Genomic DNA, 25,914 nt, shown 5'->3' on the forward strand with positions numbered 1-25,914 from the left:
CCCCGGCGCGCCGCCCCGCGCCCCGGCGGCCGGACACGGGCCGGCTCCCGCCCGACCACCCGCCGGGCCGTGGCTTCCGACCGCCCGCCGGGCCGCGGCCGCGCCGGATGCCGACGGCGGTGCGGCAGCCCGGCGGCCGGCCGGGCCACGCCGCCCACGGGCGTACGACGGTGGGCCGGGCGCGGCGGGATAGAGTCGCTGATTGACCACGCACGGCCGGGTAGCCGGCCGCGGCGCCACGGCTGGGGGGTAGTGGGTGAGCGAGGCGCGTACAGCCGAGGATCGGGGCACGACGGTGCCGGGGCAGCTGGCCCCGACGGAGCCGGACACCACCCTGGTGGTGGTCACCGGCCTCTCCGGCGGCGGTCGCAGCACGGTCGCCCGGGCGCTGGAGAACGTCGGCTTCTACGTGGTGGACAACCTGCCCCAGGCGCTCATGCTCGACATGGCGGAGCTGGCGTTCAAGGCCGGCGGGGCGGCCCGGCGCACCGCGATGGTGCTGGACGTGCGCTCGCGCGCCTTCTCCACGGACCTGGCCGGCGCAATCCGGGAGCTGAAGGAGCGTGGCTTCTCGCCCCGGGTGGTGTTCGTCGACGCCGACGACGAGGTGCTGATCCGGCGGTTCGAGAGCGTCCGCCGGTCGCACCCGTTGCAGGGCGACGGGCGGCTCGCCGACGGCATCGCCGTCGAGCGCGGCCTGCTGGAGGAGGCCCGCGACCAGGCCGACGTGATCATCGACACCAGCCACCTGAACGTCAACCAGCTCCGCCGCCGCATCGAGGAGCTGTTCGGCGGCGAGGACGCCCGCCGGCTGCGGGTCACCGTGCTCTCCTTCGGCTTCAAGTACGGCCTGCCGCCGGACGCCGACTTCGTGCTCGACGCCCGGTTCCTGCCCAACCCGTACTGGGTGCCCGAGCTGCGCGAGCACACCGGCCGGGAGGAGGCGGTCAGCTCGTACGTGCTGGGGCAGGAGGGCGCCGACGCGTTCGTCACGTCGTACGCCGACCTGGTCAACGCCACCACCGTCGGCTTCGAGCGGGAGGGCAAGCGCTACCTGACCGTCGCGGTCGGCTGCACCGGCGGCAAGCACCGCAGCGTGGCCATCGCCGAAGAGCTGTCGGCCCGGCTGCGCCAGTCCGGCCTGGCCGCCAACGCCCAGCACCGCGACCTGGGGCGCGAGTGACGGCGACGCGGGTGGTCGCCTTCGGCGGCGGGCACGGCCTGTCCGCCTCGCTGCGCGCCCTGCGCCGCTGCGCCCCCGAGCTGGACCTGGACATCACGGCGGTGGTCACCGTCGGCGACGACGGCGGCTCCAGCGGCCGGCTGCGCGCCGAGCGGGGCGGCCTGCCCCCCGGCGACCTGCGGCAGGCGTTGGTGGCGCTCGCCGGGGACCATCCCGCCACCCGGCGCAGCGCCGGCCTGTTCCAGCACCGCTTCGCCGAGGTGCCGCCGCCCGCCGAGGACCCGCCCCCTGGGCAAGGCGACGGGCTGGCCGGGCACGCGGTGGGCAACCTCGTGCTCTGCGGGCTGATGGAGCTGCTCGGCGACCCGGTGGCGGCCCTGGAGCACGCCGGGGCGATGCTCGGCGCGGTGGGCCGGGTGCTGCCGATGTCCTGCGAGCCGGTGGACATCGAGGCGCGGGTGCGCGGCGCCGACCCGAGCCGACCGGACGAGGTGCGTACGGTCACCGGCCAGCACCAGGTCGCGGTGACCACCGGCCGGGTGGAGTCGCTGCGGCTGACCCCGGGCGCACCGCGGGCCTGCCCACAGGCGGTCGCCGCGATCGGCGCTGCGGACTGGCTGATCTTCGGGCCGGGAAGCTGGTACACGAGCGTGCTGCCGCACCTGCTCGTGCCGGAGTTGGCCGCCGCCGTGGTCGCCAGCCCGGCGCGGCGGTTGGTGACGCTGAACCTCGCGTCGGAGAAGGAGACGCTCGGGCTCTCCCTCGCCGACCATCTGGCCGCGCTGCGCTGGTACCTGCCGGAGCTGAAGGTCGACCATGTGGTCGCCGATTCCAAGGCGGTGGGTGACCCCGAACCGGTCGGACGTGCGGCAGAATCGCTGGGTGCCCGCCTGGTCCTCGCTCCCGTCGCGGTCACCGACGGCACTCCCCGTCATGATCCGGCCGCCCTGGGCGCCGCACTGGTGCCTGTCCTGGGCGCCGATCGTTAGACACGTACGTAATCTCCGGCGACACGCCGGAACCGGTCCGTGAGGGGACGCACAATGGCGATGACGGCTGCGGTCAAGGACGAGCTGAGTCGGGTCGACGTGCCCAAGCCCTGCTGTCGGCGGGCGGAGATGGCGGCGCTGCTGCGCTTCGCCGGCGGGCTGCACATCGTCTCCGGTCGGGTGGTCGTGGAGGCCGAACTCGACACCGGAGCGGTGGCCCGGCGGCTGCGGCGGGAGATCGCCGAGGTCTACGGCTACCCCAGCGAGATTCACGTGCTGGCCTCCGGCGGCCTGCGCAAGGGCAGCCACTTCATCGTGCGGGTGGTCAAGGACGGCGAGGCCCTCGCGCGGCAGACGGGGCTGCTCGACGTCCGGGGCCGCCCGGTGCGGGGCCTGCCGCCGCACGTCGTCGCCGCGAACGTCTGCTGCGCGGTGTCGGCCTGGCGGGGCGCGTTCATGGCGCACGGATCGCTGACCGAGCCCGGCCGCTCCAGCGCGCTGGAGATCACCTGCCCCGGTCCCGAGTCGGCGCTGGCCCTGGTCGGCGCGGCCCGCCGGATCGGCATCACCGCCAAGAACCGCGAGGTGCGCGGGGTGGACCGGGTGGTGGTCAAGGACGGTGATGCGATCGCCGCGCTGCTCACCCGCATCGGCGCCCACTCCAGCGTGCTGGCCTGGGAGGAGCGCCGGGTCCGCCGCGAGGTCCGGGCGACGGCGAACCGGCTGGCCAACTTCGACGACGCCAACCTGCGCCGCTCGGCGCGCGCCGCGGTGGCCGCCGCCGCCCGGGTCACCCGGGCGCTGGAGATCCTCGCCGACGACGCGCCCAACCACCTCACCTCGGCCGGTCGGCTGCGCCTGGAGCACCGGCAGGCCTCGCTGGAGGAGTTGGGCGCGCTGGCCGACCCGCCGCTGACCAAGGACGCCATCGCCGGCCGGATCCGCCGGCTGCTGGCGCTGGCCGACAAGCGGGCCCGCGACCTGGGCATCCCGGATACGGAAGCGGCCGTCACGCCCGACATGCTCGTGGTCTGATAGGACGGTGAGGCTCGGCGCCGCCAGTGGGATCACCACCCGGCGCTGCACGGTGTCGCACGCTCGGATAAGGTCGCTGCGTACGGCAAGGGGGCCGGCACAGGCACTCCTCGCCGTACTCACCGCCTCGGGCGGTCAGGTCCTTCGAGACCGCGGCGGGGTGGCCGAGATGAACCGTCAACGGCCGGCTCCAACGGTCGGCGCACACACCTCCGCCGGCCCGGGTCTGACGCCGGCGGACCAGAACGCGAGGAGATGGGACCTGTGACCATCCGGGTTGGCATCAACGGCTTCGGCCGGATCGGCCGCAACTTCTTCCGGGCAGTGCTGGCGTCCGGCGCTGACATCGAGGTCGTGGCGGTCAACGACCTGACCGACAACGCGACGCTCGCCCACCTTGTCAAGTACGACAGCATCCTGGGCCGCCTCCCGCACGAGGTCAAGGCGACCGCCGACGAGATCACCGTGGGCGGCAAGACCATCAAGGCGTACGCCGAGAAGGACCCGGCGAAGCTGCCGTGGGGCGAGGTCGGCGCGGACGTGGTCATCGAGTCCACCGGCTTCTTCACCGACGCCACCAAGGCCAAGGCGCACATCGACGGCGGGGCCAAGAAGGTCATCATCTCCGCGCCGGCGAAGAACGAGGACGTCACGGTGGTGATGGGCGTCAACCAGGAGCAGTACGACCCGGCCAAGCACACCATCATCTCCAACGCCTCCTGCACCACCAACTGCCTCGCCCCGATGGCGAAGGTCCTGCACGACACGTTCGGCATCCAGCACGGTCTGATGACGACGATCCACGCGTACACCCAGGACCAGAACCTCCAGGACGCGCCGCACAAGGACCTGCGTCGCGCCCGCGCCGCCGCGCTGAACATCGTGCCGACCTCGACCGGCGCGGCGAAGGCGATCGGCCTGGTGCTGCCGGAGCTGAAGGGCAAGCTGGACGGTTACGCGCTGCGGGTGCCGATCCCGACCGGCTCGACCACCGACCTCACGGTCAACCTCAACCGGGAGACCACGGTCGACGAGGTCAACGCCGCGATGAAGGCGGCCGCCGAGGGCCCGCTCAAGGGCATCCTGGTCTACAACGAGGACCCGATCGTCTCCGCCGACATCGTCACCGACCCGGCGTCGTGCATCTACGACGCGCCGCTGACCAAGGTCGTCGGCAACCAGGTCAAGGTCGTCGGCTGGTACGACAACGAGTGGGGCTACTCCAACCGCCTGGTCGACCTGGTCAAGCTCGTCGGCCAGTCCCTGTGACGGCGGCGGCCACGAACGGAGGGCTGGCGTAAGTGAGCATCCGTACCCTCGACGACCTGCTCGCCGAGGGGGTGTCGGGTCGGCGCGTGCTGGTGCGCGCCGACCTGAACGTCCCACTCGACAAGCAGACCGGCGACATCACTGACGACGGCCGGATCCGCGCCGTGCTGCCGACGCTGAGCGCGCTCACCGGGGCCGGCGCGAAGGTGGTCGTCTGCTCGCACCTGGGCCGCCCGAAGGGCGCCCCGGACCCGCAGTTCAGCCTCCGCCCGGTCGCCGGGCGGCTCGGCGAGCTGCTCGGCGCGCCGGTGCACTTCGCCACCGACACCGTCGGCGAGTCCGCCCGCTCCACCGTGGAGGCGCTGGCCGACGGCGAGGTGGCGCTGCTGGAGAACCTGCGCTTCAACAAGGGTGAGACCAGCAAGGACGACGCCGAGCGGGGCGCCTTCGCCGACCAGCTCGCCGCCTTCGGCGAGGCGTACGTCGACGACGCGTTCGGCGCGGTGCACCGCAAGCACGCCAGCGTCTACGACGTGCCGGCGCGGCTGCCGCACGTCGCCGGCCGGCTGGTGCTGCGCGAGGTGGAGGTCCTCTCGAAGCTCACCGGCGAGCCGGAGCGGCCGTACGTGGTGGTGCTCGGCGGCTCGAAGGTCTCCGACAAGCTCGCCGTGATCGAGGCGCTGCTGCCGACGGTCGACCGGCTGCTCATCGGCGGCGGCATGTGCTTCACCTTCCTCAAGGCCCAGGGCCACGAGGTGGGCTCCTCGCTGCTGGAGGAGGAGATGGTCGAGACCTGCCGCAACCTGATGGAGCGCTCCGAGGGCAAGATCCTGCTCCCGGTCGACGTGGTGGCCGCGGACGCGTTCGCCCCGGACGCCGCGCACGACACCGTGCCGGCCGACGGCATCCCCAGCAGGCGGGTCGGGCTCGACATCGGGCCGGAGACGGTCGCCGGGTTCGCCGCCGCCCTCAAGGGCGCGCGGACGATCTTCTGGAACGGCCCGATGGGCGTGTTCGAGATGGCGGCGTTCGCCCACGGCACCCGCGGGGTCGCCGAGGCGATCGCGAAGGCTGACGCGTTCACCGTGGTCGGTGGCGGTGACTCGGCGGCGGCAGTCCGTGCCCTGGGGCTGGACGAGTCGTCCTTCGGGCACATCTCCACCGGCGGTGGCGCCTCCCTGGAATACCTGGAGGGCAAGACCCTCCCCGGCATCGCGGCCCTGGAGAACTGATGGCGAACGCCACCCGCCGGCCCCTGATGGCCGGCAACTGGAAGATGAACCTCAACCACCTCGAGGCCAACCTGCTGGTGCAGAAGCTGGCGGCCAGCCTCACCGAGAAGCAGCTCACCGACGTCGAGACGGTGGTCCTGCCGCCGTTCACCGACCTGCGTACGGTGCAGACCGCCGTCGACGGCGACAAGCTGCTGATCGGCTACGGCGCGCAGGACCTCTCGCCGCACGCGTCGGGGGCCTACACCGGCGACATCTCCGGCCCGATGCTGGCCAAGCTCGGCTGCACGTACGTGGTGGTGGGGCACTCGGAGCGGCGCGCGTACCACAACGAGGACGACGCGATCGTCAACGTCAAGGTGCAGGCGGCGCTGACCCACGGGCTCACCCCGATCCTCTGCGTGGGCGAGGGGCTCGACGTCCGGGACCGGGGCACCCACGTGGCGCACTGCAGCGACCAGCTCGACGGCGCCCTGAAGGGGCTGACCGCCGAGCAGGTGGCGAAGGTCGTGGTGGCGTACGAGCCGGTCTGGGCGATCGGCACGGGCAAGACGGCCACCCCGGAGGACGCGCAGGAGGTGTGCGAGGCGGTCCGCCAGCGCCTGGCCGACTCGTTCGGCCAGGACACCGCCGACCAGGTCCGGGTCCTCTACGGCGGCTCCGTCAAGTCCTCCAACGTCGCGGCGATCATGGCCAAGCCGGACGTCGACGGGGCGCTGGTGGGCGGCGCGAGCCTGGACGCCGAGGAGTTCGCGAAGATCTGCCGGTTCCCGGAGCACATCGCCCGCTGATCGCTCGCTATCCTTGACTCCGCCCGTCCGTCGGTCGGTGCCACCGTGCCCGATCTGCCCGGGCGAGGATCGTAACGAGAGGACTGACCCCAGCCATGCCGATCTGGTTCGCATACACGTTGATCGTGTTGCTGGTCATCACGAGCATCCTGCTGACCATGCTGATCCTGCTGCACCGCGGCAAGGGCGGCGGGTTGTCGAGCATGTTCGGTGGCGGCGTCAGCTCCAGCCTCGCCGGGTCGTCGGTGGCGGAGAAGAACCTCGACCGCTACACCGTCCTGGTGGGCATCGTCTGGTTCGCCTGCATCGTCGGGCTCGGGCTCTGGCTGCGCCTGCAGACGGCCAGCGGCGCCATCTGAGCGCCGTCGAGTCGTACAATCTGCGCGCGGTCCGTCACTGACGGGCCGCGCGCAGTCCGTTTCACCCGCTGCACCGCGTCGCCCGCCGCCCACCTCCGCGGCGGTACCCCTCCCGACGACAGGAGCGAGCAGCCGTGCCCAGTGGCAACGTCATCCGGGGCACCCGTATCGGGTCCGCCCCCGAGCGCCGCGCCGAGCGCTACCAGCCGGCCCCGCGCCGGGCGGTCACCTACTGGTGCCGCAACGACCACCACACCGAGATCCGCATCGCCGCCGACGCCGAAGCCCCGGAGGTGTGGGACTGCCCGCGCTGCGGCCTCCCCGCCGGGCAGGACGCGCAGAACCCGCCGGGCCGGGCCCGGCTCGAGCCCTACAAGACCCACCTCGCGTACGTGAAGGAGCGGCGCAGCGCCGAGGAGGGGGAGGCCATCCTGGCCGAGGCCCTCGCCGACCTGCGCCGCCGCCGGGGCCGCCCCGCTCCGCTGTAAGGAAGGGCCCCTTGTTAACGCACAGCGTTAACAAGGGGCCCTTCCTTACACGCTCAGCGCAGGCTGCGCAGGCGGGCCGGCACGTCGGCCGCCGCCGCCCGGTCCAGCAGCCAGAGGGTGCGGCCCGTGCCCTGCGCGCCGGCCGCCGGCAGTTGCACCGGCCCCGCCCCGGCCAGCGCCATGCCGACCGCCCGGGACTTGTCGGCGCCGCTGGCCACCAACCAGACCTCCTCGGCGGTGTTGATCGCCGGAAGGGTCAGGGTGGTCCGCACCGGCGGTGGCTTCGGGCTGCCCCGGACGGCGCTGACCGGCCGGGTGTCGTGGTGCACCGGGTGCTCCGGGAACACCGACGCCACGTGCCCGTCCTCGCCGACGCCCAGCATCAGCACGTCGAAGTGGGGGAGTGCGGCGTGGCCGGGACGCGCCGCCCGGGCCAGCTCCTCGGCGTAGCGGGCGGCCGCCTCCTCCGGATCCGGCCCGGCGGGCCCGTCGGAGGCGGGCATCGGGTGGACCCGGGCCGGGTCCAGCGGCACCACGTCCAGCAGGGCCGCCCGGGCCTGCGTCTCGTTGCGCTCCGGGTCGCCGGCGGGCAGGAACCGCTCGTCGCCCCACCAGACGTCCACCCGGGACCAGTCCACGGCGTCCCGGGCCGGCAGCGCCGCCACCGCCCGGTGGACCGCCGCGGCGATCCGCCCCCCGGTCAGCACCACCGAGGCCTGGCCCCGTTCGGCCTGCGCGTCGAGCAGCTTCACCACCAACCGGGCAGCCACCGCCTGCGCCAGCAGGTCGGCGTCGGCGTGGACGGCGACACTCGCCTCACTCATTCCCTGTGCCTTCGTTTCTCCGGCCGCCGCGCGGTCGGTGTTTCCTCGTGCGCCCGGCAGTCGGGCGCTCAGTGCTGGCCGCTCGTTCCCGCGTGCGCGGTCACCCCCGCCTCGGCCCGCTGCGCGGTGGCCGGGTCCTTCCAGACGTGCACCCGCTGCGCCGGGCGCTGGTCCAGGCCGGCCAGGCCGGCCGCGGTGCCCAGCGCCTCCGCGTACACCTGGTCGGCGTCGAGCCGGCGCAGCTCCTCGGCCAGCTCGTCGCCGAGCGGCCGGCGGACGAGCGGCAGGTGCCGGTCCTCCTGGCCGGTACGCCGGAACGTCGCCACGCTGTCCTCCCGGGTCAGCGTCAGCTCGTCGCCGTTGGCGCAGCGCAGCTGCACCTCCCGCATCCGGGGGAACTCGTCGGTGCGCTGCCACACCGGGTCGATGCCGAGCCGGGCGGCCAGCCAGCCCCGCATCAGCCCGGCGGTGGGGTCGGTGGCCGGGGCGACCACCGTCGCCTCGGTCACCCGCGCCTGGGTGGTGTCGAACGCCCCGGCCACGAGCGTGCGCCACGGGGTGATCCGGGTCCACGCCAGGTCGGTGTCGCCCGGCGCGTAGTCCCGGGCCCGCTGGCGCAGCGCCTCGATCGGGTCGGCGGCCTGCGCGGCGTCGGTGATCCGCCGGTCGGCCACGACACCGAGGAAGTCGGTCGCGATCTCGGCCGGCGGCTCGCCGTGCCACCACGTCACCACCGGCACGTCCGGCACCAGCAGCGGCATCACCACCGACTCGGCGTGCAGGGCCAGCCGCCCGTACATCCGGGTGACCACCGCCTCGCAGGGGCCGAGCCGGCCGCCGACGACGATCTCCGCGTCCAGGCGGTTGCGCTCCCGCTCGACGTCGGAGCGGACCACCACCACCAGCCGGCAGGGGTGGGCGGCGGCGGCTATCGTGGCCGCCGCCTCCGCCTCGCGGACCCGCTTCTCGTCCACCACCACGATCAGGGTGAGCGCCATGCCGCTGGCCACCCCGCCGGCACTGCGCCGCTCGGCGGCGAGCGCCTTGACCACCTCGTTGCCGGTGGTGTCCCACAGGCCGATCACTGGAGCCTCCTGGTTGACTCGCTGGGCTTGGTCACGCTCTGCGCCAGGCCCGGCCCTCGCGGGCCAGCATCTCGTCGGCGGCCCGGGGGCCCCACTCGCCGGCCCGGTACGGCTCCGGCTTCGTGCCCGCCCACGCGTGCTCCAGCGGGTCCACCACCTGCCAGCTTTGCTCGACCTCGGCGGCGTCCGGGAAGAGGGTGCGGTCACCGATGAGCACGTCCAGCACCAGCCGCTCGTACGCCTCGGGGCTGGACTCGGTGAACGCCTCGCCGTACTGGAAGTCCATCGCGATGTCGCGGACCTCCATCGTGGTGCCGGGCACCTTCGAGCCGAACTTGAGCACGACGCCCTCGTCGGGCTGCACCCGGATGACGAGCTGGTTGTTGCCCAGCGACTCCATGTCGGCGGCGTTGAACGGCAGGTGCGGCGCCTTCTTGAACATGATGGCGACCTCGGTGACCCGGCGCGGCAGCCGCTTGCCGGCCCGGATGTAGAACGGCACCTCCGCCCAGCGGCGGTTCTGGATGCCGAGCCGGACCGCCACGTACGTCTCGGTGGTCGAGTCCTCCGGGACGCCCTCCTCCTCCAGGTAGCCGACCGCGCGCTGGCCGCCCACCCAGCCGGGCAGGTACTGGCCGCGGACGGTGCCCTCGGCCACGTCCTTCGGCAGGGTGATCGCCCGCAGCACTTTGAGCTTCTCGGTGCGGATCTCGTCCGCGTCGAAGCTCGTCGGCTCCTCCATCGCCACCAGCGCCAGCAGTTGGAGCAGGTGGTTCTGGAGCACGTCGCGGGCGGCGCCGGCGGAGTCGTAGAACCCGGCGCGGGTGCCGATCCCGACGTCCTCGGCCATGGTGATTTGCACCGAGTCGACGTACTTGGAGTTCCACAGCGGCTCGAACAGGTTGTTGGCGAACCGCAGGGCGAGGATGTTCTGGACGGTCTCCTTGCCCAGGTAGTGGTCGATGCGGAAGACGTCCTTGCGGGTGAAGACGTCGTCGACCAGGTCGTTGAGCGCCTTCGCCGAGGGCAGGTCGTGCCCGAACGGCTTCTCCACCACCACCCGGCGCCAGCCGCCGGACTTGGCGTTGTCGGCCATGCCGGTGCGGGCCAACTGCTTGAGCACCACGGGAAACGCCGCCGGGGGGATGGAGAAGTAGAAGGCGGCGTTGCCCGGGATGCCGTGGGTCTGGCGCAGCTCGTCGAGGGTGGCGGAGAGGTGGTCGAACGCGGCGTCGTCGTCGAACGAGCCGCCGACGAACTTGATGTTGCCGGCCAGCCGCGACCACACCTCCTCCCGCCAGGGGGTGCGGGCGTGCTTCTTGGCGGCCTCGTGGGCCAGCGACTCGAAGTCGCCGTCGCCCCAGTCCCGGCGGGCGAAACCCAGCACGACGAAGCCCGGGGGCAGCAGCCCCCGGTTCGCCAGGTCGTACACCGCCGGAAGGAGTTTCTTGCGGGCCAGGTCGCCGGTGACGCCGAAGATCACCAGGGCGCACGGCTCCGGGATCCTCGGCAGCCGGCGGTCCTGCGGGTCGCGCAGCGGGTTCATGCCGCCTCCTCGCTCCGCGTCGTCCAGGGTTCTCATCGTCACGCCCGCAGCGCCCCGACCGCATCGAGTAGCTGGGCCACGCCCGCGGACCGGTCGGTCAGGTGCAGCCGCACCACCGGGCGCTCCCGCCCGGCCAGGGCCTGCCGGTCGCCGGCGGCCTGCGCCGCCTGCAGCTCCCCGAAGGTGTACGGCCGGCCGGGCACCGGCAGGTCGTCGGTGACCGCGCCGGTGAGCTGGAGGTAGCTGCCGACCTGCGGGCCGCCCTTGTGGTACTGGCCCGTGGAGTGCAGGAACCGCGGCCCCCAGCCGAAGGTGACCGGCCGCCCGGAGGCCCCGGCCAGCAGCGGCCGCAGCCGGGCCGCGTCGGCGTCGGCGAACCGGTCGAGGTACGCCATCACCGCGAGGTAGCCGTCGCCGGCCAGCCCGTCGACCAGCCAGCGCAGCACGCCGGCCAGGTCGCCCGGGGCGCCCTGCGGCGCGTACACCTCGATCGCGCCCTCGGTGAACGACGGCGTCTCCGCCGGCGGACCCGAGGCGAGGATCTTGTTGGTGTTCTCCTTGGACTCGGTGACGTTGGGCTGGTTGAACGGGTCGATGCCGAGCACCGCGCCGGCGATCGCGGTGGCGTACTCCCAGACCAGGAACTGCGCGCCGAGCGGGCCGTTGACGGCCACGTCCGGGCCGGTGCCGCCGCCCGGGACGGCGTCGGTCGCCAGCGCGCCGCCGTAGGTCACGGTGAGCACGTCGGCGCCGCCGGCGCCGGGGCTCTCCGGGGACTCCACGACGACCGGGAGGATGCCGACGCCGGACTTGCCGGTGGACTCGGCGATGAGCTGCTCCGCCCAGTCGCCGAGGCCGTCGATGCCGGTGCCGTCGGAGATCAGGGCGACCTTGTCCCGGCCCATGGTGGCCGCCGCCCCGAGGGCGGCGCCCAGGGCCAGGCCCGGATTGTCCCGGTCGCCGCCCAGCGACCGGGACAGCGCCTCCGCCTCGTCGAGCAGCTCGGCCACCTCGACGCCGGCCAGGGCCGACGGGACCAGCCCGAACGCGGTCAGCGCCGAGTAGCGGCCGCCCACGTTCGGATCGGCCAGCACGGTGAAGGCGCCCATCTCGGCGGCGGTGGCCTCCAGCGGCGAACCGGGGTCGGTGACGATGACGAAGTGCCGGCCGGCCTCCGCCTCGGTCATCCCGGCGTCCAGGAACGCCTGCCAGTAGGCCCGGCGGTGGCTGTCGGTCTCCACCGTCGAGCCCGACTTGCTGGCCACCACGACCACGGTGCGCTCCAGCCGGTCGGCCAGCGCCGCCCGGACCTGCCCCGGGTCGGTGGTGTCGAGCACGGTCAGCTGCTTGCCGAGGGTGCGCGCGATGACCTCCGGGGCCAGCGACGAGCCGCCCATGCCGGCGAGCACCACGTGGTCCAGGTCGGCCAGCTCCGCCTTCAGCTCGGCTAGCTGGGGGAGCAGCTCCCGGCTGCGCCGGTGGGTGTCCACCCAGCCGAGGCGGATCTTCGCCTCGGCCTCGGCGTCCGGGCCCCACAGGGTCGGGTCCTTCTCGGCCAGCTTGCCCGGCACGCCGGCCTTGACCAGCGCGTCCCGGGTCGAGGCCGGAGCCGACTTGTCGACCGTGTCGGCCCCGTACACGGCGAGCCCGGCGGCCGCCTCGACCGGCCCGGCGAGCACGTCGCTCACGCCGCCACCTCGCTCCGCTCGGCGGCGGCGCGAGGCGCCACGCTGCTGTGCCTGATGGTTCGCTCGCTCCGCTCGCTCACGCCGCCACCTCGCTCCGCTCGGCGGCGGCGCGAGGCGCCACGCTGCTGTGCCTGATGGTTCGCTCGCTCCGCTCGCTCACGCGTTGCCTCCCGCCTGCTGCGCGGCCTGCGCGTTGCCCTTCGCGGCCTTGCCCGGGTGGCCGGTGCCCTTGCCCGCGGCGGCCAGCGACTTGCGCACGCCGTCGAGCAGCTCCAGCCAGCTCGCCTCGAACTTCTCCACGCCCTCGCGCTCCAGGGTGGCGATCACGTCGGCCATGTCGACCCCGACCGACTCCAGGCCAGCGAAGACCTCGCGGGCCTCGTCGTACGAGCCGGTGATGGTGTCGCCGCGGGTCTCGCCGTGGTCGGCGTACGCGTGGATGACCGGCTCCGGCATGGTGTTGACGGTGCCGGGCGCGACCAGCTCCTCGACGTAGATGACGTCCCGGTAGTTCGGGTTCTTGGTGGAGGTCGACGCCCACAGCGGCCGCTGCGGGTGCGCGCCGGCGTCGGCGAGGGCCTGCCAACGGTCGGAGGAGAAGACCTCGCCGTAGCGCTCGTACGCCAGCTTGGCGTTGGCGACGGCGGCCTTGCCGCGCAGCGCCTTGGCCTCGTCGGAGCCGATCTTCTCCAGCCGCTTGTCGACCTCGGTGTCGACGCGGGAGACGAAGAACGACGCCACGGACCCGATCTTGCTCAGGTCGTGGCCGTTCGCCTTCGCCTGCTCCAGGCCGGCCAGGAAGGCGTCCATCACCTGCGAGTAGCGGTCCAGCCCGAAGATCAGCGTCACGTTGACGGAGATCCCCTGGGCCAGGGTGGCGGTGATCGCCGGCAGGCCGGCCTCGGTGGCCGGGATCTTGATGAAGAGGTTGGGCCGGTCGATCAACCACCACAGCGCCCCGGCCTCGGCGACGCTCTTCTCCGTCTCGTGGGCCAGCCGCGGGTCCACCTCGATGGAGACCCGGCCGTCGACTCCGGCGCTCGCGTCGTACGCCGGCCGCATCACGTCGCACGCCCACCGCACGTCGTACGTGGTGAGCATGCGGACGGCCTCCTCGACCTCCACCCCACGGAGGGCGAGGTCCTTCAGCTGCCAGTCGTACTCGTCGGCGTCGCTCAGCGCCTTGGCGAAGATGGTCGGGTTGGAGGTCACCCCGACCAGGTGCTTCTCCCGGCGGAGCTGGTCCAGCCCGCCGGAGCTCAGTCGCGTCCTGGAAAGATCGTCGAGCCAGATCGCCACACCCGCGGCGCTCAGCTCACCAAGCCTGTCCGTCATGCCGTCCACGCTCCCCTCAGTTGCCGGTCGTGAAACCGGTGATGTCGCCCATCCGGGTCAGCGCCGCGTGCGCGGCGGCCACGATCCGGTCGGGGGTGAACCCGAACTGCTCGAAGAGCATGGAGTGCGGGGCGCTGGCGCCGTAGTGCTCCAGGCTGACGCTCTCGCCGCAGTCGCCGACGAGGTGCCGCCAGGACATGGCGATGCCCGCCTCCACGCTCACCCGTGCCTTTACCCCGCGCGGCAGCACCGACTCCCGGTACGCCTCGTCCTGCTCGGCGAACCACTCCTGGCAGGGCATCGAGACGACCCGGGTGGGGGTGCCGTCGGCCTCCAGCCGCTCCCGCGCGGTCAGGCAGAGCTGCACCTCGGAGCCGGTGCCGACGAGGATCACCTGCGGCTTGCCGGTGGACGCCTCGGCGAGCACGTAGCCGCCCTTCGCCACGCCCTCGGCGCCGGCCAGCGTCGACCGGTCGAAGGTCGGCAGCGCCTGGCGGCTGAGCGCCAGCGCCGTCGGCCGGTCGGTGTGCTCCAGCGCGCACCGCCAGGCCCAGGCGGTCTCGTTGGCGTCGGCCGGGCGGACCACGTCCAGGCCGGGGATGGCGCGCAGCGCGGTCAGGTGCTCCACCGGCTGGTGGGTGGGGCCGTCCTCGCCGAGGCCGATCGAGTCGTGCGTCCAGACGTAGACCACCGGCAGCTTCATCAGCGCGGCGAGCCGTACGGAGGGGCGCATGTAGTCGCTGAACACCAGGAAGGTGCCGCCGTACGGGCGGGTGCCGCCGTGCAGGGCGATGCCGTTGAGGATCGCGCCCATGGCGTGCTCGCGGATGCCGAAGTGCAGCGTGCGGCCGTACTCGTGGCCCGGGAACTCCTTGGTGGCCCAGGCGGCCGGGATGAAGGACGGCTCGCCCTTCATGGTGGTGTTGTTGCTCTCGGCGAGGTCGGCCGAGCCGCCCCACAGCTCGGGCAGCACCGGGGCGAGCGCCTCCAGGACCTTGCCGGAAGCGGCCCGGGTGGCGATGCCCTTGGCGTCGGCCGGGAACTCGGGCAGGGCGTCGGTCCAGCCGTCCGGCAGCGCCCGGCCGGCCATCCGGTCGTAGAGCGCCCGGCGCTCCGGGTTGGCCTTCGACCAGCCGTCGAACGCCGCGGTCCACTCCTGCTGGGCGCGGGCGCCGCGCTCCATCACCAGGCGGGCGTGCTCGAGCACCTTCTCGTCGACCTCGAAGGACTGCGCCGGGTCGAAGCCGAGGATCTGCTTGGTGGCGGCCACCTCGTCGCCGCCGAGCGCGGAGCCGTGGATCTTGCCGGTGTTCTTCTTGTTGGGCGCGGGCCAGCCGATGATGGTGCGCAGCGCGATGAAGGAGGGGCGGCCGGTCTCGGCCTTCGCCGCCAGCAGCGCCTGGTGCAGGGCCTCCACGTCCTCGTGGTAGTCGCCCTGGTCGGCGTCGCCGGTGCGCCAGTCGACCGTCTGCACGTGCCAGCCGTACGCCTCGTAGCGGGCCGCCACGTCCTCGCTCATGGCGATCCGGGTGTCGTCCTCGATCGAGATCTCGTTGTCGTCGTAGATCACGCAGAGGTTGCCGAGCTGCTGATGGCCGGCGAGGGCGCTGGCCTCGTGGCTGATGCCCTCCTCGATGTCGCCGTCGGAGGCGATGCACCAGATGTCGTGGTCGAAGACGGACGAGCCCGGCTCGCCCTCCGGGTCGAACAGGCCACGCTCGCGGCGGGCCGCCATCGCCATGCCGACCGCGTTGCCGAGGCCCTGCCCGAGGGGGCCGGTGGTGGTCTCGACGCCCGGGGTGTGCCCGTGCTCCGGGTGGCCCGGGGTGAGCGAGCCCCACTGCCGCAGCGACTTGAGGTCGTCGAGGCTGAGCGGGTAGCCGGAGAGGAAGAGCTGGATGTAGAGGGTGAGGCTGGAGTGGCCCGCCGAGAGCACGAACCGGTCCCGGCCGGGCCAGTTCGGGTCGGCCGGGTTGTGCCGCATGACCCGGTTGAAGAGCAGGTAGGCCGCGGGCGCGAGGCTCATCGCGGTGCCCGGGTGGCCGTTGCCGGATTTCTCCACGGCGTCCATGGCCAGCACGCGGACGGTGTCGACGGCCCGGCGGTCGAGGTCGGACCAGTTCAGTGCGGGGTGCTCGGGTCGGTTGGCAGCCACGATGGTTTGTGCTCCTCGGCAGATGGGCGGAACCCTCACTGATGACCCTATCGAGCGGTCCTAAACGTCCGCCCGGGGATCTCTGCATGCAGGTGTGTGCGGGTCCGGGAGGATCGGTGGTTCGATCGGCGGTGTGACGCCCCGCACCGTTGTCGGGTCGCCCGGGCAGCCAAAACGACAGCGCGTAGTCTGTGGTGCGGTGTGTGGCCCGAGTCGGGTCCGGCCGATCCGACCTCCCCTGCCGACGCCGGAAGGTGGCAATCCGTGAGCATGATCACCGAGCGCCCCGTCAGCAACTCTGCCGGGCAGTCGCCGGTGCGCGCGGCGGCGGAGGCCCCGACTGTCGGTCGACGGGACGTCCGCGCAGTGGTCTCGGCATACGTGACGCTGACCAAGCCGCGGATCGTGGAGCTGCTCCTGGTCACGACCGTGCCGGCGATGATGCTGGCGGACGGCGGCATGCCGTCGCTCTGGCTGATGGCCGTGGTGCTGGTCGGCGGCTCGCTCGCGGCGGGCGCGGCCAGCGTCATCAACTGCTACATCGACCGGGACATCGACCAGCTGATGCGGCGCACCAAGCGCCGCCCGCTGCCGGCGCACACCGTGTCGCCGCGCAACGCGCTGGTCTTCGGGCTGGTGCTGGCGGTGGTGTCGGTCGCGCTGATGGCGGCGTTCACCAACCTGCTCGCCGCCGGCCTCACCCTGGCCGCGATCGCCTACTACGACCTCGTCTACACCCTCTGGCTCAAGCGCACCACGGCGGCGAACACGTTCTGGGGCGGCGCCTGCGGGGCGGCGCCGGTGCTGATCGGCTGGGCGGCGGTGACGGGGTCGCTGGCGCCTGCCGCGTGGGCGCTGTTCGCGGTGGTCTTCTTCTGGCAGATGCCGCACTTCTACCCGCTGGCGATGAAGTACAAGGACGACTACGCCCGGGCCGGCATCCCGATGCTGCCGGTGGTGGCCTCCGCCCGTCGGGTCAACGCCGAGATCATCATCTTCGCGTGGCTCACCGTGGCCTCCTCGCTGGCGGTGTGGCCGCTGGGGATGAGCGCCATCTACGGCGTGCCCACCCTGGTGGTCGGCGGCATCTTCCTGGTGGAGGCGCACAAGCTGGCCCGTCGGGTCTCGCGGGGCCAGGCCGTCAAGCCGATGCGGCTGTTCCACTGGTCGACGACCTACCTGACGATCCTCTTCGCCGCCGTCGCGCTCGACGCGCTGATCTGATCCCGGGCGGCCCCGCGCACCCCATGCCGGCCACCGCCGCCGCGCCGACGCTGTCCCGGCTGGCCGGCCGGTGGTCGGCCCGGCTTGCGCCCCGGCAAATCCGCATCGTGTATGCCTTGTCCGGGTTTCTTGTCACATCCGCGGCAGCGTGGGCATCGGTCCGAACGGTTCGGTGTGCCCCGGGCCGCACCGGTTCGCGGCGGCGCTTTGGGGCGGTAAGTCCGGATAAAACCGGGCGATTCACCTGTGCTCTTCCTTAAACCTTCAGGTAATCGGCATCACAAAAGCTTCATGGTTCTCGCCCGGCCGGGTGGAAGTCTGCTTACGCTTCGCGTCATGGCAGATGGTTCCGATACGACGCTGACGGCCGAACAGGCCCCCCAGGGCCTGGTCGCGGGCATCAAGTCGTTCGCCGCCGGACACGGCGGGGCGAAGGCGGTCATCGAGTACGTCGGCAAGCGCGGCGCACGCATCGTCCTCGTGGGCGAGGACGGGGTGTGGGGTGACCAGTTCGCGGAGGACACGGTCGTCGCGCGGCAGGCATGCGCGACGGCGGGAGTCGCCGTCGAGAACGCCTGGGAGCGTGAACTGATGGACCAGATGCGTCCGAGCAACGACCTCTGGCGGTCGATGGCCCGGCGCTCGATGGCCCGTTGACATAAATTGACCGACCACCACCAGTCGACCCGGGGGGAACCCCGGGTCGCTCTCGTCACCTGTGCCGACCTGCCCGACCTCGAGGCCGACGACCGCCTGGTGCTCGACCCGCTCGCGCGCCACGGCGTGACCGCCGAACCGGTGGTCTGGGACGACCCGACCGCCGACTGGGCCGGCTACGACCTGGCCGTGCTCCGCTCGCCGTGGGACTACATGCCCCGCCGCGACGAGTTCGTCGCCTGGGCGGCCGCCGTCCCGGCCCTGGCCAACCCGGCCGACGTGGTCCGCTGGAACACCGACAAGCGGTATCTCGCCGAGCTCTCCGCCGCGGGCGTGCCGACCGTGCCCACCACCTGGGTGGAGCCGGGGCAGAGCTGGCAGCCGCCCGCCGACTCCGGCGAGTACGTGCTCAAGCCGTCGATCAGCGCGGGCAGCCAGGACACGGGCCGGTACGACCTGGCCGATCCGGAGCACCGGGAACTGGCCGTCGCGCACGTGCGGCGCCTCGCGGCGGCCGGCCGCGTGACCATGGTTCAGCCGTACCTGGCCGCCGTCGACACCGTCGGCGAGACGGCGCTGCTCTTCCTGGCCGGCCCGGACGGGCTGGCGTACAGTCACGCGATCCGCAAGGGCCCCATGCTCACCGGGCCGGACCTGGGCGTGGAGGGGCTCTACAAGCCCGAGGAGATCACCCCGCGGACGGCAACCCCGGAGCAGTTGGCGGTGGCGGAGCGGGCCCTCGCGGCGGTGCCCGGCGGGCCGGAGCGCCTGCTCTACGCCCGGGTCGACCTGATCCCCGGCCCGGACGGCGCCTCGATCCTGGTCGAGCTGGAGTTGACCGAGCCGTCGCTGTTCCTCGGGTACGCCGAGGGCGCCGCCGACCGCCTGGCCGGCGCGATCCTGACCCACCTGCGCCGCCCGCCACGCTGACCCGACGCCGGGCGCCGGGCGGTTCATGCCCCTCTCGGCGTCGGCTGGCCCCGTCGACGGGTCTCGGCGACCGAGCCGGGCCCCGCCGGCCACGGTGCGGACGGTGCGGACCGCCCGGCGCGCAGGCCGGTGGCCGTCGCCGCCGTCGGTCGCCGACCGGGCGCCCGTCAGGCGGCGACCGGGACGGCGTCCTCGGCGGGGGCGGGGTCCGGGGCCGGCGCGACGGGGCGGCGTTCGCGGGTGGCCCACTGGACCGAGAGGGTGGCCAGCAGCACCAGGCAGGAGCCGAGCATGTGCGCGCCCACCAGCAGCGCCGGCAGGTTGGTGAAGTACTGCACGAAGCCGATCAGGCCCTGACCCAGCTCCACCGCGACCAGCACCAGGGCGGCCCGTGCGGCCCGTGCCGCGCCGACCGCGCGGAACGCGAAGACCAGCGCCACGGAGAGGCCGATCAGCAGGAAGACGCTGTCGGCGTGCACCTGGGAGATCGACTCCGGGTCGAGGCCGTTGCGGGCCGCCCCGTGGTCGCCCGCGTGCGGGCCGCTGCCGGTCACCCAGGTGCCGATCACCAGCACCGCCGCGCTGACCACGGTGGTGATCACCGCCAGGGTCCGCAGCGGCGCCGGCACCACGGCCACCGCCGGGCCGACCGGGTCCTTGACCCGCCGCCAGAGCGCGTACGCGGCCGCGATCACGAGCATCGAGGCGAGGAAGTGCAGGCCCACCACCCACGGGTTGAGGTCGGTGAGCACGGTGATGCCGCCGACGACCGCCTGGGCCGGGATGCCGAAGAGCACGGCGACCGCGAGGGGGACCAGGTCCCGGCGGCGGGGGCGGTGCAGCAGCACGGCCACCAGCACCGCCAGCGCGATGACGCCGACCGCGAAGGTGAGCAGTCGGTTGCCGAACTCGATCGCCCCGTTGATGCCCATCTCGGCGGTTGCCACGTACGACTCGTCGGTACACCGGGGCCAGGTGGGGCAGCCGAGGCCGGACTGGGTGAGCCGGACCGCCCCGCCGGTGACGACGATGCCCACGTTCGCGATGATCGAGGCGAGCGCGAGACGGCGCAGCAGGGCGGTGGAGACCGGGAACCGGACGGATGGAGTCACGGCGCAAATCCTACGCACCGTAGTGATCGAGGTTCGTGCGACTCCGCCGGCGCGGTGGCTCGGATCACCGGGACCCGGGTTTGCGACCCCCCGGCGAATTACGTAACGTGGGCGTTGTGAAAAACGCGGCGGCGCTCTCCGGGCACCAGCCGGCGGCCGCCCCGGCCGCCGGTCAGTCCGTGTCCGCCGGCGATCTTCCCACCCGGGACCGGGTCACCCGGCTGCTGCTGGAGCGGGGGGCGACCACCGCCGCGCAGCTCGGCTCGGCGCTCGGGCTCAGCCCGGCCGCGATCCGGCGGCACCTCGACGCGATGCTCGCCGACGGTGACGTGGTCGCCCGCGACCAGACGGTCCGCGGTCACCGGGGCCGGGGCCGCCCGGCGAAGGTGTTCCTGCTGACCGACGCGGCCCGGGGCCGTTGCGGCACCCACCACTACGACAACATGGCCACCGCCGCGCTGCGCTGGATCGCGCGCAACGGCGGCGCCGAGGCGGTCGAGGCGTTCGCCGCCGACCAGGTCGCCGCCCTGGAGGCCCGCTGCCGGGCCGCCATGGAGGACGCCGGCGACGACCCCCTCGCGCGGGCCGAGGCGCTCGCCGGGGCGTTGACCGCCGAGGGCTACGCTGCCAACGCGTCCACGATCGCCTCCGGCGGCCAGCTCTGTCAGCACCACTGCCCGGTGGCGCACGTGGCCGCCGAGTTCCCCCAGCTGTGCGAGGCCGAGACCGCGGTGATCTCCCGCCTGGTCGGCACCCACGTGCAGCGCCTGGCCACCATCGCGCACGGCGACGGGGTGTGCACCACGCACATTCCCGCCCAGCCGGGGCGTGCCCAGTCCGGTAAGACCGTCACCACTGTGAGGACAGATAGATGACCGAGCAGATCGTCCAGCCCCTGACCCAGGAAGAGCAGCTCGCCGCCCTGGGTCGCTACGAGTACGGCTGGGCCGACCCCGACGTCGCCGGGGCGGTCGCCCAGCGCGGCCTCAACGAGGCGGTGGTGCGGGACATCTCGGCCAAGAAGAACGAGCCGGCCTGGATGCTCGACCTGCGGCTGAAGGGCCTGCGGCTGTTCGACCGCAAGCCCATGCCGGCCTGGGGCGCCGACCTCACCGGGATCGACTTCGACAACATCAAGTACTTCGTCCGCTCCACGGAGAAGCAGGCCACCAGCTGGGAGGACCTGCCCGAGGACATCAAGAACACCTACGACAAGCTGGGCATCCCCGAGGCGGAGAAGCAGCGGCTGATCGCGGGCGTCGCGGCGCAGTACGAGTCCGAGGTCGTCTACCACAAGATCCGTGAGGACCTGGAGGAGCAGGGTGTCGTCTTCCTCGACACCGACACCGCCCTCAAGGAGCACGAGGACCTGTTCAAGGAGTACTTCGGCACGGTGATCCCGGTCGGCGACAACAAGTTCGCCGCGCTGAACACCTCCGTCTGGTCCGGCGGCTCGTTCATCTACGTGCCGAAGGGCGTGCACGTGGAGATCCCGCTGCAGGCCTACTTCCGGATCAACACGGAGAACATGGGCCAGTTCGAGCGGACGCTGATCATCGTCGACGAGGGCGCGTACGTGCACTACGTCGAGGGCTGCACCGCGCCGATCTACTCCTCGGACTCGCTGCACAGCGCCGTGGTGGAGATCATCGTCAAGAAGAACGCCCGGTGCCGCTACACGACCATCCAGAACTGGTCGAACAACGTCTACAACCTGGTCACCAAGCGCGCGGTGTGCCACGAGGGCGCGACCATGGAGTGGATCGACGGCAACATCGGCTCCAAGGTCACCATGAAGTACCCGGCGGTCTACATGACCGGCGAGCACGCCAAGGGCGAGGTGCTCTCGGTGGCCATGGCCGGCGAGGGCCAGCACCAGGACGCCGGCGCCAAGATGGTGCACGCCGCGCCGCACACCTCCTCGACCATCGTCTCCAAGTCGATCGCCCGGGGTGGCGGCCGCACCTCGTACCGGGGCCTGGTGCAGGTGCTGGAGGGCTCGACCAACAGCCGCAGCACGGTCAAGTGCGACGCGCTGCTGGTCGACACCATCTCCCGCTCCGACACCTACCCGTACGTCGACATCCGTGAGGACGACGTGTCGATGGGGCACGAGGCCACCGTCTCCAAGGTCAGCGAGGACCAGCTCTTCTACCTGATGAGCCGGGGCCTGAGCGAGGACGAGGCGATGGCGATGATCGTGCGCGGCTTCATCGAGCCGATCGCCAAGGAGCTGCCGATGGAGTACGCCCTGGAGCTCAACCGCCTGATCGAGCTGCAGATGGAGGGCGCGGTCGGCTGACCCCGACCGCGAGCCCGATCCGTCGGAGCGGGCTGCGCGAACCCGGACCCGTCGGTCCGGGCCGCGCGGGCCCGGACCGACCCTCCGATCAATGACACCGTCGTCGCAGAACAGACCAAGGAAGAGATGACTACCCAGGCTTCCGCGCCGCCCAGCACCAAGTCGCAGGCGCTCCGCTCGTACGACGTCGCCGACTTCCCGGCCCTGACGGGCCTGGAGGAGGAGTGGCGCTTCACCCCGCTCAAGCGCCTGCGCGGGCTGGTCGGCGGGGCGCAGGCCGCCACCGGCACGGTCCGCCACGAGTACGGCGACCTGCCCGAGGGCGTGACCGTCGAGCGGATCGGCTCCGACGACCCCCGGGTGGGCAGCGTGCTAACCCCCGTCGACCGGGTCAGCGCGCTGGCCTACGGCGGGGCCGGGCAGGCGCTGCTGGTCCAGGTCGCCCGCGACGCCGTGGTCGCCGACCCGGTGACCCTGCGGGTGGTCGGCGACGGCGCCGACGGCGTCGCCTTCGGGCACACCTTCGTCGAGGTCGGCCGGTTCGCCGAGGTGACCCTGGTGCTGGAGCACGCCGGCTCGGCGACGCTGGCCGACAACGTCGAGGTGGCGGTGGCCGACGGGGCGAAGCTGACCCTGGTCACCATCGCCGACTGGGCCGACGACGCCGTGCAGGCCCAGCACCTGAAGGTGAAGCTGGGTCGGGACGCCAAGGTGGTGCACGTCCAGGTCTCCCTCGGCGGCGACCTGGTCCGGCAGTACACGTCGGTGGAGTACACCGACCGGGGCGGCGAGGCCGAGCTGTACGGCCTCTACTTCGCCGACTCCGGGCAGCACCTGGAGCACCGCCAGCTGGTCGACCACAGCGTGCCGGACTGCCGCAGCTACGTCGGCTACCGGGGCGCCCTGCAGGGCGAGAGCGCGCGCACCGTCTGGGTGGGCGACGTGCTGATCCGCGCCGAGGCGACCGGCACCGACACGTACGAGATCAACCGGAACCTGCTGCTGACCGACGGCGCGCGGGCGGACTCCGTACCCAACCTGGAGATTGAGACCGGCGAGATCGCCGGCGCCGGCCACGCGAGCGCGACCGGCCGCTTCGACGACGAGCAGCTGTTCTACCTGATGGCCCGGGGCATCCCGGAGGCCGAGGCGCGGCGTCTGGTGGTCCGCGGCTTCTTCGCCGAGCTGATCAACAAGATCCCGGTCGAGGAGCTGCGCGAGCGGCTCGGCGACGCCATCGAGGCCCGGCTGAGCAAGGCCGGCGCCTGATGATCAAGATCTGCTCGACCGAGGACGTGCCGAAGGGCACCGCGATCGCCGCGGACGTCGACGGCACGCAGATCGCGATCGTGCACGGCGAGGACGACGCCTTCTACGCCGTCTACGACGAGTGCTCGCACGCCGCGGTCGCCCTCTCCGAGGGTGAGGTCTCCGGCTGCACGCTGGAATGCTGGCTGCACGGTTCCCGTTTCGACCTGAGGACCGGCGAGCCGACCGGGCTGCCCGCCACCGAACCCGTTCCCGTCTATCCCGTCGAAGTCCGCGACGGCGACATCTACGTCAGCCTCACGCCGAGCAATGGAGTGACCCGATAATGAGCACCCTGGAGATCCGCGACCTGAAGGTGTCGGTCAAGCTGCCCGAGGGTGAGCTCAAGCCGATCCTGGCCGGTGTCGACCTGACCGTCCGCTCGGGCGAGACCCACGCGATCATGGGGCCGAACGGCTCCGGCAAGTCCACCCTGGCCTACTCGATCGCCGGCCACCCCAAGTACGAGATCACCGGCGGCTCGGTGACCCTCGACGGCGAGGACGTGCTGGCCATGTCCGTCGACGAGCGGGCCCGCGCCGGCCTCTTCCTGGCCATGCAGTACCCGGTCGAGGTGCCCGGCGTCTCGGTGGCGAACTTCCTGCGTACCGCCAAGACCGCCATCGACGGCGAGGCGCCGAAGCTGCGCACCTGGGGCGGCGAGCTGCGCGGGGCCATGGAGCGCCTCCAGATGGACCCGGCCTTCGCCCAGCGCAACGTCAACGAGGGCTTCTCCGGCGGTGAGAAGAAGCGGCACGAGATCGTGCAGCTGGAGCTGCTCAAGCCGAAGATGGCCATCCTCGACGAGACCGACTCCGGCCTCGACGTCGACGCGCTGCGCGTGGTCAGCGAGGGGGTCAACCGGGTCCGCGACACCGGCGACACCGGCCTGCTGCTGATCACCCACTACACGCGGATCCTGCGCTACATCAAGCCGGACTTCGTGCACGTGTTCGTGGCCGGCCGGATCGTCGAGCAGGGCGGCCCGGAGCTGGCCGACAAGCTCGAGGAAGAGGGCTACGAGCGGTACGTCGCCGGGGCCGGTTCGGCGCGGGCCTGAGTCCTCGGAGAATGGGTGGGGCCGTCGACATGACTTCCATCGCGATCCCGCCGGGGATGCCGCAGTACGACGACGTGCCGCGTTACGACGTGGCGAAGGTGCGCGCCGACTTCCCGATCCTCGGCCGGGAGGTCAACGGGCACCCGCTGGTCTATCTCGACAGCGCCAACACCTCGCACAAGCCGCGGCAGGTGCTCGACGCGCTCGCCGAGCACTACGCGACGCGCAACGCCAACGTGTCCCGCTCGGTGCACACGCTGGGCACGGAGGCCACCGAGGCGTACGAGGGCGCGCGGGCGAAGGTCGCCGCGTTCGTCAACGCGCCGAGCGCGGACGAGGTGGTGTTCACCAAGAACTCCACCGAGGCGATCAACCTCGTCGCGTACGCCTTCTCGAACGCCTCGCTGCGCCCGGACGCCGACCCGCGGTTCCGGCTCGGCCCCGGCGACGAGGTGGTGATCTCCGAGATGGAGCACCACTCGAACATCGTCCCGTGGCAGCTGCTCTGCGAGCGGACCGGCGCGACGCTGCGCTGGTTCCCGGTCACCGAGCACGGGCGCCTGGACGAGTCGGGGCTGGACGACCTGGTCACCGAGCGGACGAAGATCGTCTCGCTGGTGCACATGTCCAACATCCTCGGCACCGTCAACGCCACCTCGCGGATCACCGAGCGGGTCCGCGAGGTGGGGGCGCTGCTGCTGCTCGACTGCTCCCAGTCGGTGCCGCACATGCCGATGGACGTGGTCGACTACGACGCCGACTTCATCGTCTTCACCGGGCACAAGATGTGCGGCCCGACGGGCATCGGGGTGCTCTGGGGCCGGGCCGAGCTGCTGGCGGCGATGCCGCCCGTGCTCGGCGGCGGGTCGATGATCGAGACGGTGTCGATGGCGGGGTCGACGTTCGCCGCGCCGCCGGCCCGGTTCGAGGCGGGCACCCCGCCGATCGCCGAGGCGGTCGCGCTCGGCGCCGCCGTCGACTACCTCACCGGCATCGGGATGCGGGCCATCCAGTGGCACGAGAAGGAGCTGACGGCGTACGCGCTGGACGCCCTCGCCACGGTGCGCGGCCTGCGGATCTTCGGGCCGACCGTGCCGGTGGGCCGGGGCGGCACCATCTCGTTCGCCCTCGGCGACATCCACCCGCACGACGTCGGGCAGGTGCTCGACTCGCTCGGCGTGCAGGTGCGGGTGGGTCACCACTGTGCCCGGCCGGTGTGCACCCGGTTCGGCGTGCCGGCCATGACGCGGGCCTCGTTCTACCTCTACACCACCACCGAGGAGATCGACGCCCTGGTGGCGGGCCTGGAGCAGGCGCGGAAGGTGTTCGAGTGAGCGGCGAC

General features: G+C 72.5%; 24 protein-coding genes. 17 read left to right on the plus strand and 7 right to left on the minus strand.

Annotated elements, in window-relative coordinates:
* Window positions 1-295: 295 nt before the first annotated feature.
* The 8 genes from rapZ to ACFY23_RS09960 all read left to right on the plus strand — a co-directional run bounded on the left by rapZ (window position 296) and on the right by ACFY23_RS09960 (window position 7,346).
* Window positions 296-1,183: an RNase adapter RapZ gene (gene rapZ, locus ACFY23_RS09925; protein WP_350676511.1), complete on the plus strand. Its 888-nt coding sequence runs from the start codon at window positions 296-298 to the stop codon at window positions 1,181-1,183.
* The gene (gene yvcK, locus ACFY23_RS09930; protein ID WP_350675979.1) at window positions 1,180-2,172 is read left to right on the plus strand and encodes a uridine diphosphate-N-acetylglucosamine-binding protein YvcK; all 993 of its coding nucleotides are present in this window, start codon (window positions 1,180-1,182) and stop codon (window positions 2,170-2,172) included. Before rapZ ends, yvcK begins: the two co-directional genes overlap by 4 nt.
* 54 nt (window positions 2,173-2,226) lie before the next feature.
* On the plus strand, window positions 2,227-3,207 hold the full coding sequence (gene whiA / locus ACFY23_RS09935) for a DNA-binding protein WhiA (protein WP_076467662.1): 981 nt from the start codon (window positions 2,227-2,229) through the stop codon (window positions 3,205-3,207).
* A gap of 264 nt (window positions 3,208-3,471) precedes the next feature.
* Window positions 3,472-4,476: a type I glyceraldehyde-3-phosphate dehydrogenase gene (gap, locus tag ACFY23_RS09940; RefSeq protein WP_350675976.1), complete on the plus strand. Its 1,005-nt coding sequence runs from the start codon at window positions 3,472-3,474 to the stop codon at window positions 4,474-4,476.
* Between the two features lie 32 nt (window positions 4,477-4,508).
* Entirely contained in the window at window positions 4,509-5,708 is a 1,200-nt protein-coding gene (locus ACFY23_RS09945) for a phosphoglycerate kinase (protein ID WP_350675974.1), read from the plus strand.
* A complete protein-coding gene (gene tpiA, locus ACFY23_RS09950) occupies window positions 5,708-6,499 on the plus strand; it encodes a triose-phosphate isomerase (RefSeq protein WP_350675972.1) in 792 nt (263 codons plus the stop codon). Before ACFY23_RS09945 ends, tpiA begins: the two co-directional genes overlap by 1 nt.
* 95 nt (window positions 6,500-6,594) lie before the next feature.
* Complete coding sequence (gene secG, locus ACFY23_RS09955) at window positions 6,595-6,858, plus strand: preprotein translocase subunit SecG (RefSeq protein ID WP_350675969.1); 264 nt, start codon at window positions 6,595-6,597, stop codon at window positions 6,856-6,858.
* A gap of 134 nt (window positions 6,859-6,992) precedes the next feature.
* On the plus strand, window positions 6,993-7,346 hold the full coding sequence (locus ACFY23_RS09960) for an RNA polymerase-binding protein RbpA (protein WP_350675967.1): 354 nt from the start codon (window positions 6,993-6,995) through the stop codon (window positions 7,344-7,346).
* A 53-nt stretch (window positions 7,347-7,399) separates the two neighbouring features.
* Here ACFY23_RS09960 and pgl read toward each other — a convergent pair whose 3' ends face one another.
* From pgl to tkt, 6 genes are all read right to left on the minus strand, one after another.
* Window positions 7,400-8,170, minus strand: a complete 771-nt coding sequence (pgl, locus tag ACFY23_RS09965) for a 6-phosphogluconolactonase (RefSeq protein WP_350675965.1) — start codon at window positions 8,168-8,170, stop codon at window positions 7,400-7,402.
* Between the two features lie 68 nt (window positions 8,171-8,238).
* A complete protein-coding gene (locus ACFY23_RS09970; RefSeq protein ID WP_350675962.1) occupies window positions 8,239-9,255 on the minus strand; it encodes a glucose-6-phosphate dehydrogenase assembly protein OpcA in 1,017 nt (338 codons plus the stop codon).
* A 31-nt stretch (window positions 9,256-9,286) separates the two neighbouring features.
* Complete coding sequence (gene zwf, locus ACFY23_RS09975; protein WP_350675960.1) at window positions 9,287-10,801, minus strand: glucose-6-phosphate dehydrogenase; 1,515 nt, start codon at window positions 10,799-10,801, stop codon at window positions 9,287-9,289.
* Between the two features lie 38 nt (window positions 10,802-10,839).
* Window positions 10,840-12,489: a glucose-6-phosphate isomerase gene (locus ACFY23_RS09980; RefSeq protein ID WP_350675957.1), complete on the minus strand. Its 1,650-nt coding sequence runs from the start codon at window positions 12,487-12,489 to the stop codon at window positions 10,840-10,842.
* A 156-nt stretch (window positions 12,490-12,645) separates the two neighbouring features.
* A complete protein-coding gene (gene tal / locus ACFY23_RS09985) occupies window positions 12,646-13,824 on the minus strand; it encodes a transaldolase (protein WP_350675955.1) in 1,179 nt (392 codons plus the stop codon).
* A gap of 16 nt (window positions 13,825-13,840) precedes the next feature.
* Window positions 13,841-15,979, minus strand: coding sequence for a transketolase (gene tkt / locus ACFY23_RS09990; protein ID WP_350675953.1), 2,139 nt, complete (start codon window positions 15,977-15,979; stop codon window positions 13,841-13,843).
* Window positions 15,980-16,243: 264 nt separating this feature from the next.
* On the opposite strand from tkt, the gene ACFY23_RS09995 reads away from it, so the two are divergent.
* The 3 genes from ACFY23_RS09995 (at window position 16,244) to ACFY23_RS10005 (ending at window position 18,790) form a co-directional block, all read left to right on the plus strand.
* On the plus strand, window positions 16,244-17,203 hold the full coding sequence (locus ACFY23_RS09995; protein ID WP_350675951.1) for a heme o synthase: 960 nt from the start codon (window positions 16,244-16,246) through the stop codon (window positions 17,201-17,203).
* Between the two features lie 336 nt (window positions 17,204-17,539).
* Complete coding sequence (locus ACFY23_RS10000; RefSeq protein WP_350675948.1) at window positions 17,540-17,860, plus strand: hypothetical protein; 321 nt, start codon at window positions 17,540-17,542, stop codon at window positions 17,858-17,860.
* A gap of 6 nt (window positions 17,861-17,866) precedes the next feature.
* A complete protein-coding gene (locus tag ACFY23_RS10005) occupies window positions 17,867-18,790 on the plus strand; it encodes a hypothetical protein (RefSeq protein ID WP_350675946.1) in 924 nt (307 codons plus the stop codon).
* A gap of 167 nt (window positions 18,791-18,957) precedes the next feature.
* On the opposite strand, the gene ACFY23_RS10010 is transcribed toward ACFY23_RS10005, so the two are convergent.
* Entirely contained in the window at window positions 18,958-19,920 is a 963-nt protein-coding gene (locus ACFY23_RS10010; protein ID WP_350686408.1) for a COX15/CtaA family protein, read from the minus strand.
* A gap of 98 nt (window positions 19,921-20,018) precedes the next feature.
* Between ACFY23_RS10010 and ACFY23_RS10015 the strand changes: the two genes are divergently transcribed.
* The 6 genes from ACFY23_RS10015 (at window position 20,019) to ACFY23_RS10040 (ending at window position 25,906) form a co-directional block, all read left to right on the plus strand.
* Window positions 20,019-20,777, plus strand: a complete 759-nt coding sequence (locus ACFY23_RS10015; protein WP_350686407.1) for an ArsR family transcriptional regulator — start codon at window positions 20,019-20,021, stop codon at window positions 20,775-20,777.
* On the plus strand, window positions 20,774-22,204 hold the full coding sequence (gene sufB / locus ACFY23_RS10020; protein WP_091105216.1) for a Fe-S cluster assembly protein SufB: 1,431 nt from the start codon (window positions 20,774-20,776) through the stop codon (window positions 22,202-22,204). Before ACFY23_RS10015 ends, sufB begins: the two co-directional genes overlap by 4 nt.
* Before the next feature lie 126 nt (window positions 22,205-22,330).
* On the plus strand, window positions 22,331-23,473 hold the full coding sequence (sufD, locus tag ACFY23_RS10025; protein ID WP_350686404.1) for a Fe-S cluster assembly protein SufD: 1,143 nt from the start codon (window positions 22,331-22,333) through the stop codon (window positions 23,471-23,473).
* Window positions 23,473-23,799 carry a non-heme iron oxygenase ferredoxin subunit gene (locus ACFY23_RS10030; RefSeq protein ID WP_350686402.1) on the plus strand — a complete coding sequence of 109 codons (327 nt, stop codon included), beginning with the start codon at window positions 23,473-23,475 and terminating at the stop codon, window positions 23,797-23,799. The genes sufD and ACFY23_RS10030 overlap by 1 nt, the downstream gene beginning before the upstream one ends.
* The gene (sufC, locus tag ACFY23_RS10035) at window positions 23,799-24,572 is read left to right on the plus strand and encodes a Fe-S cluster assembly ATPase SufC (RefSeq protein WP_350686401.1); all 774 of its coding nucleotides are present in this window, start codon (window positions 23,799-23,801) and stop codon (window positions 24,570-24,572) included. Before ACFY23_RS10030 ends, sufC begins: the two co-directional genes overlap by 1 nt.
* A 29-nt stretch (window positions 24,573-24,601) precedes the next feature.
* Window positions 24,602-25,906, plus strand: a complete 1,305-nt coding sequence (locus ACFY23_RS10040) for a cysteine desulfurase (RefSeq protein ID WP_350686400.1) — start codon at window positions 24,602-24,604, stop codon at window positions 25,904-25,906.
* Window positions 25,907-25,914 lie beyond the last annotated feature (8 nt).

Source organism: Micromonospora sp. NPDC000121 (assembly GCF_042899165.1).
Taxonomy (GTDB): Bacteria; Actinomycetota; Actinomycetes; order Mycobacteriales; family Micromonosporaceae; genus Micromonospora.

Bases quoted from the DNA above. Each gene is read 5' to 3' on its own strand.
- whiA (WP_076467662.1), top strand. From the start codon at position 2,227: ATGGCGATGACGGCTGCGGTCAAGGACGAGCTGAGTCGGGTCGACGTG.
- sufD (WP_350686404.1), top strand. From the start codon at position 22,331: ATGACTACCCAGGCTTCCGCGCCGCCCAGCACCAAGTCGCAGGCGCTC.
- ACFY23_RS10040 (WP_350686400.1), top strand. From the start codon at position 24,602: ATGACTTCCATCGCGATCCCGCCGGGGATGCCGCAGTACGACGACGTG.
- sufC (WP_350686401.1), top strand. From the start codon at position 23,799: ATGAGCACCCTGGAGATCCGCGACCTGAAGGTGTCGGTCAAGCTGCCC.
- secG (WP_350675969.1), top strand. From the start codon at position 6,595: ATGCCGATCTGGTTCGCATACACGTTGATCGTGTTGCTGGTCATCACG.
- zwf (WP_350675960.1), bottom strand. From the start codon at position 10,801: ATGAACCCGCTGCGCGACCCGCAGGACCGCCGGCTGCCGAGGATCCCG.
- ACFY23_RS10000 (WP_350675948.1), top strand. From the start codon at position 17,540: ATGGCAGATGGTTCCGATACGACGCTGACGGCCGAACAGGCCCCCCAG.
- ACFY23_RS10030 (WP_350686402.1), top strand. From the start codon at position 23,473: ATGATCAAGATCTGCTCGACCGAGGACGTGCCGAAGGGCACCGCGATC.
- sufB (WP_091105216.1), top strand. From the start codon at position 20,774: ATGACCGAGCAGATCGTCCAGCCCCTGACCCAGGAAGAGCAGCTCGCC.
- tpiA (WP_350675972.1), top strand. From the start codon at position 5,708: ATGGCGAACGCCACCCGCCGGCCCCTGATGGCCGGCAACTGGAAGATG.
- pgl (WP_350675965.1), bottom strand. From the start codon at position 8,170: ATGAGTGAGGCGAGTGTCGCCGTCCACGCCGACGCCGACCTGCTGGCG.
- tal (WP_350675955.1), bottom strand. From the start codon at position 13,824: ATGACGGACAGGCTTGGTGAGCTGAGCGCCGCGGGTGTGGCGATCTGG.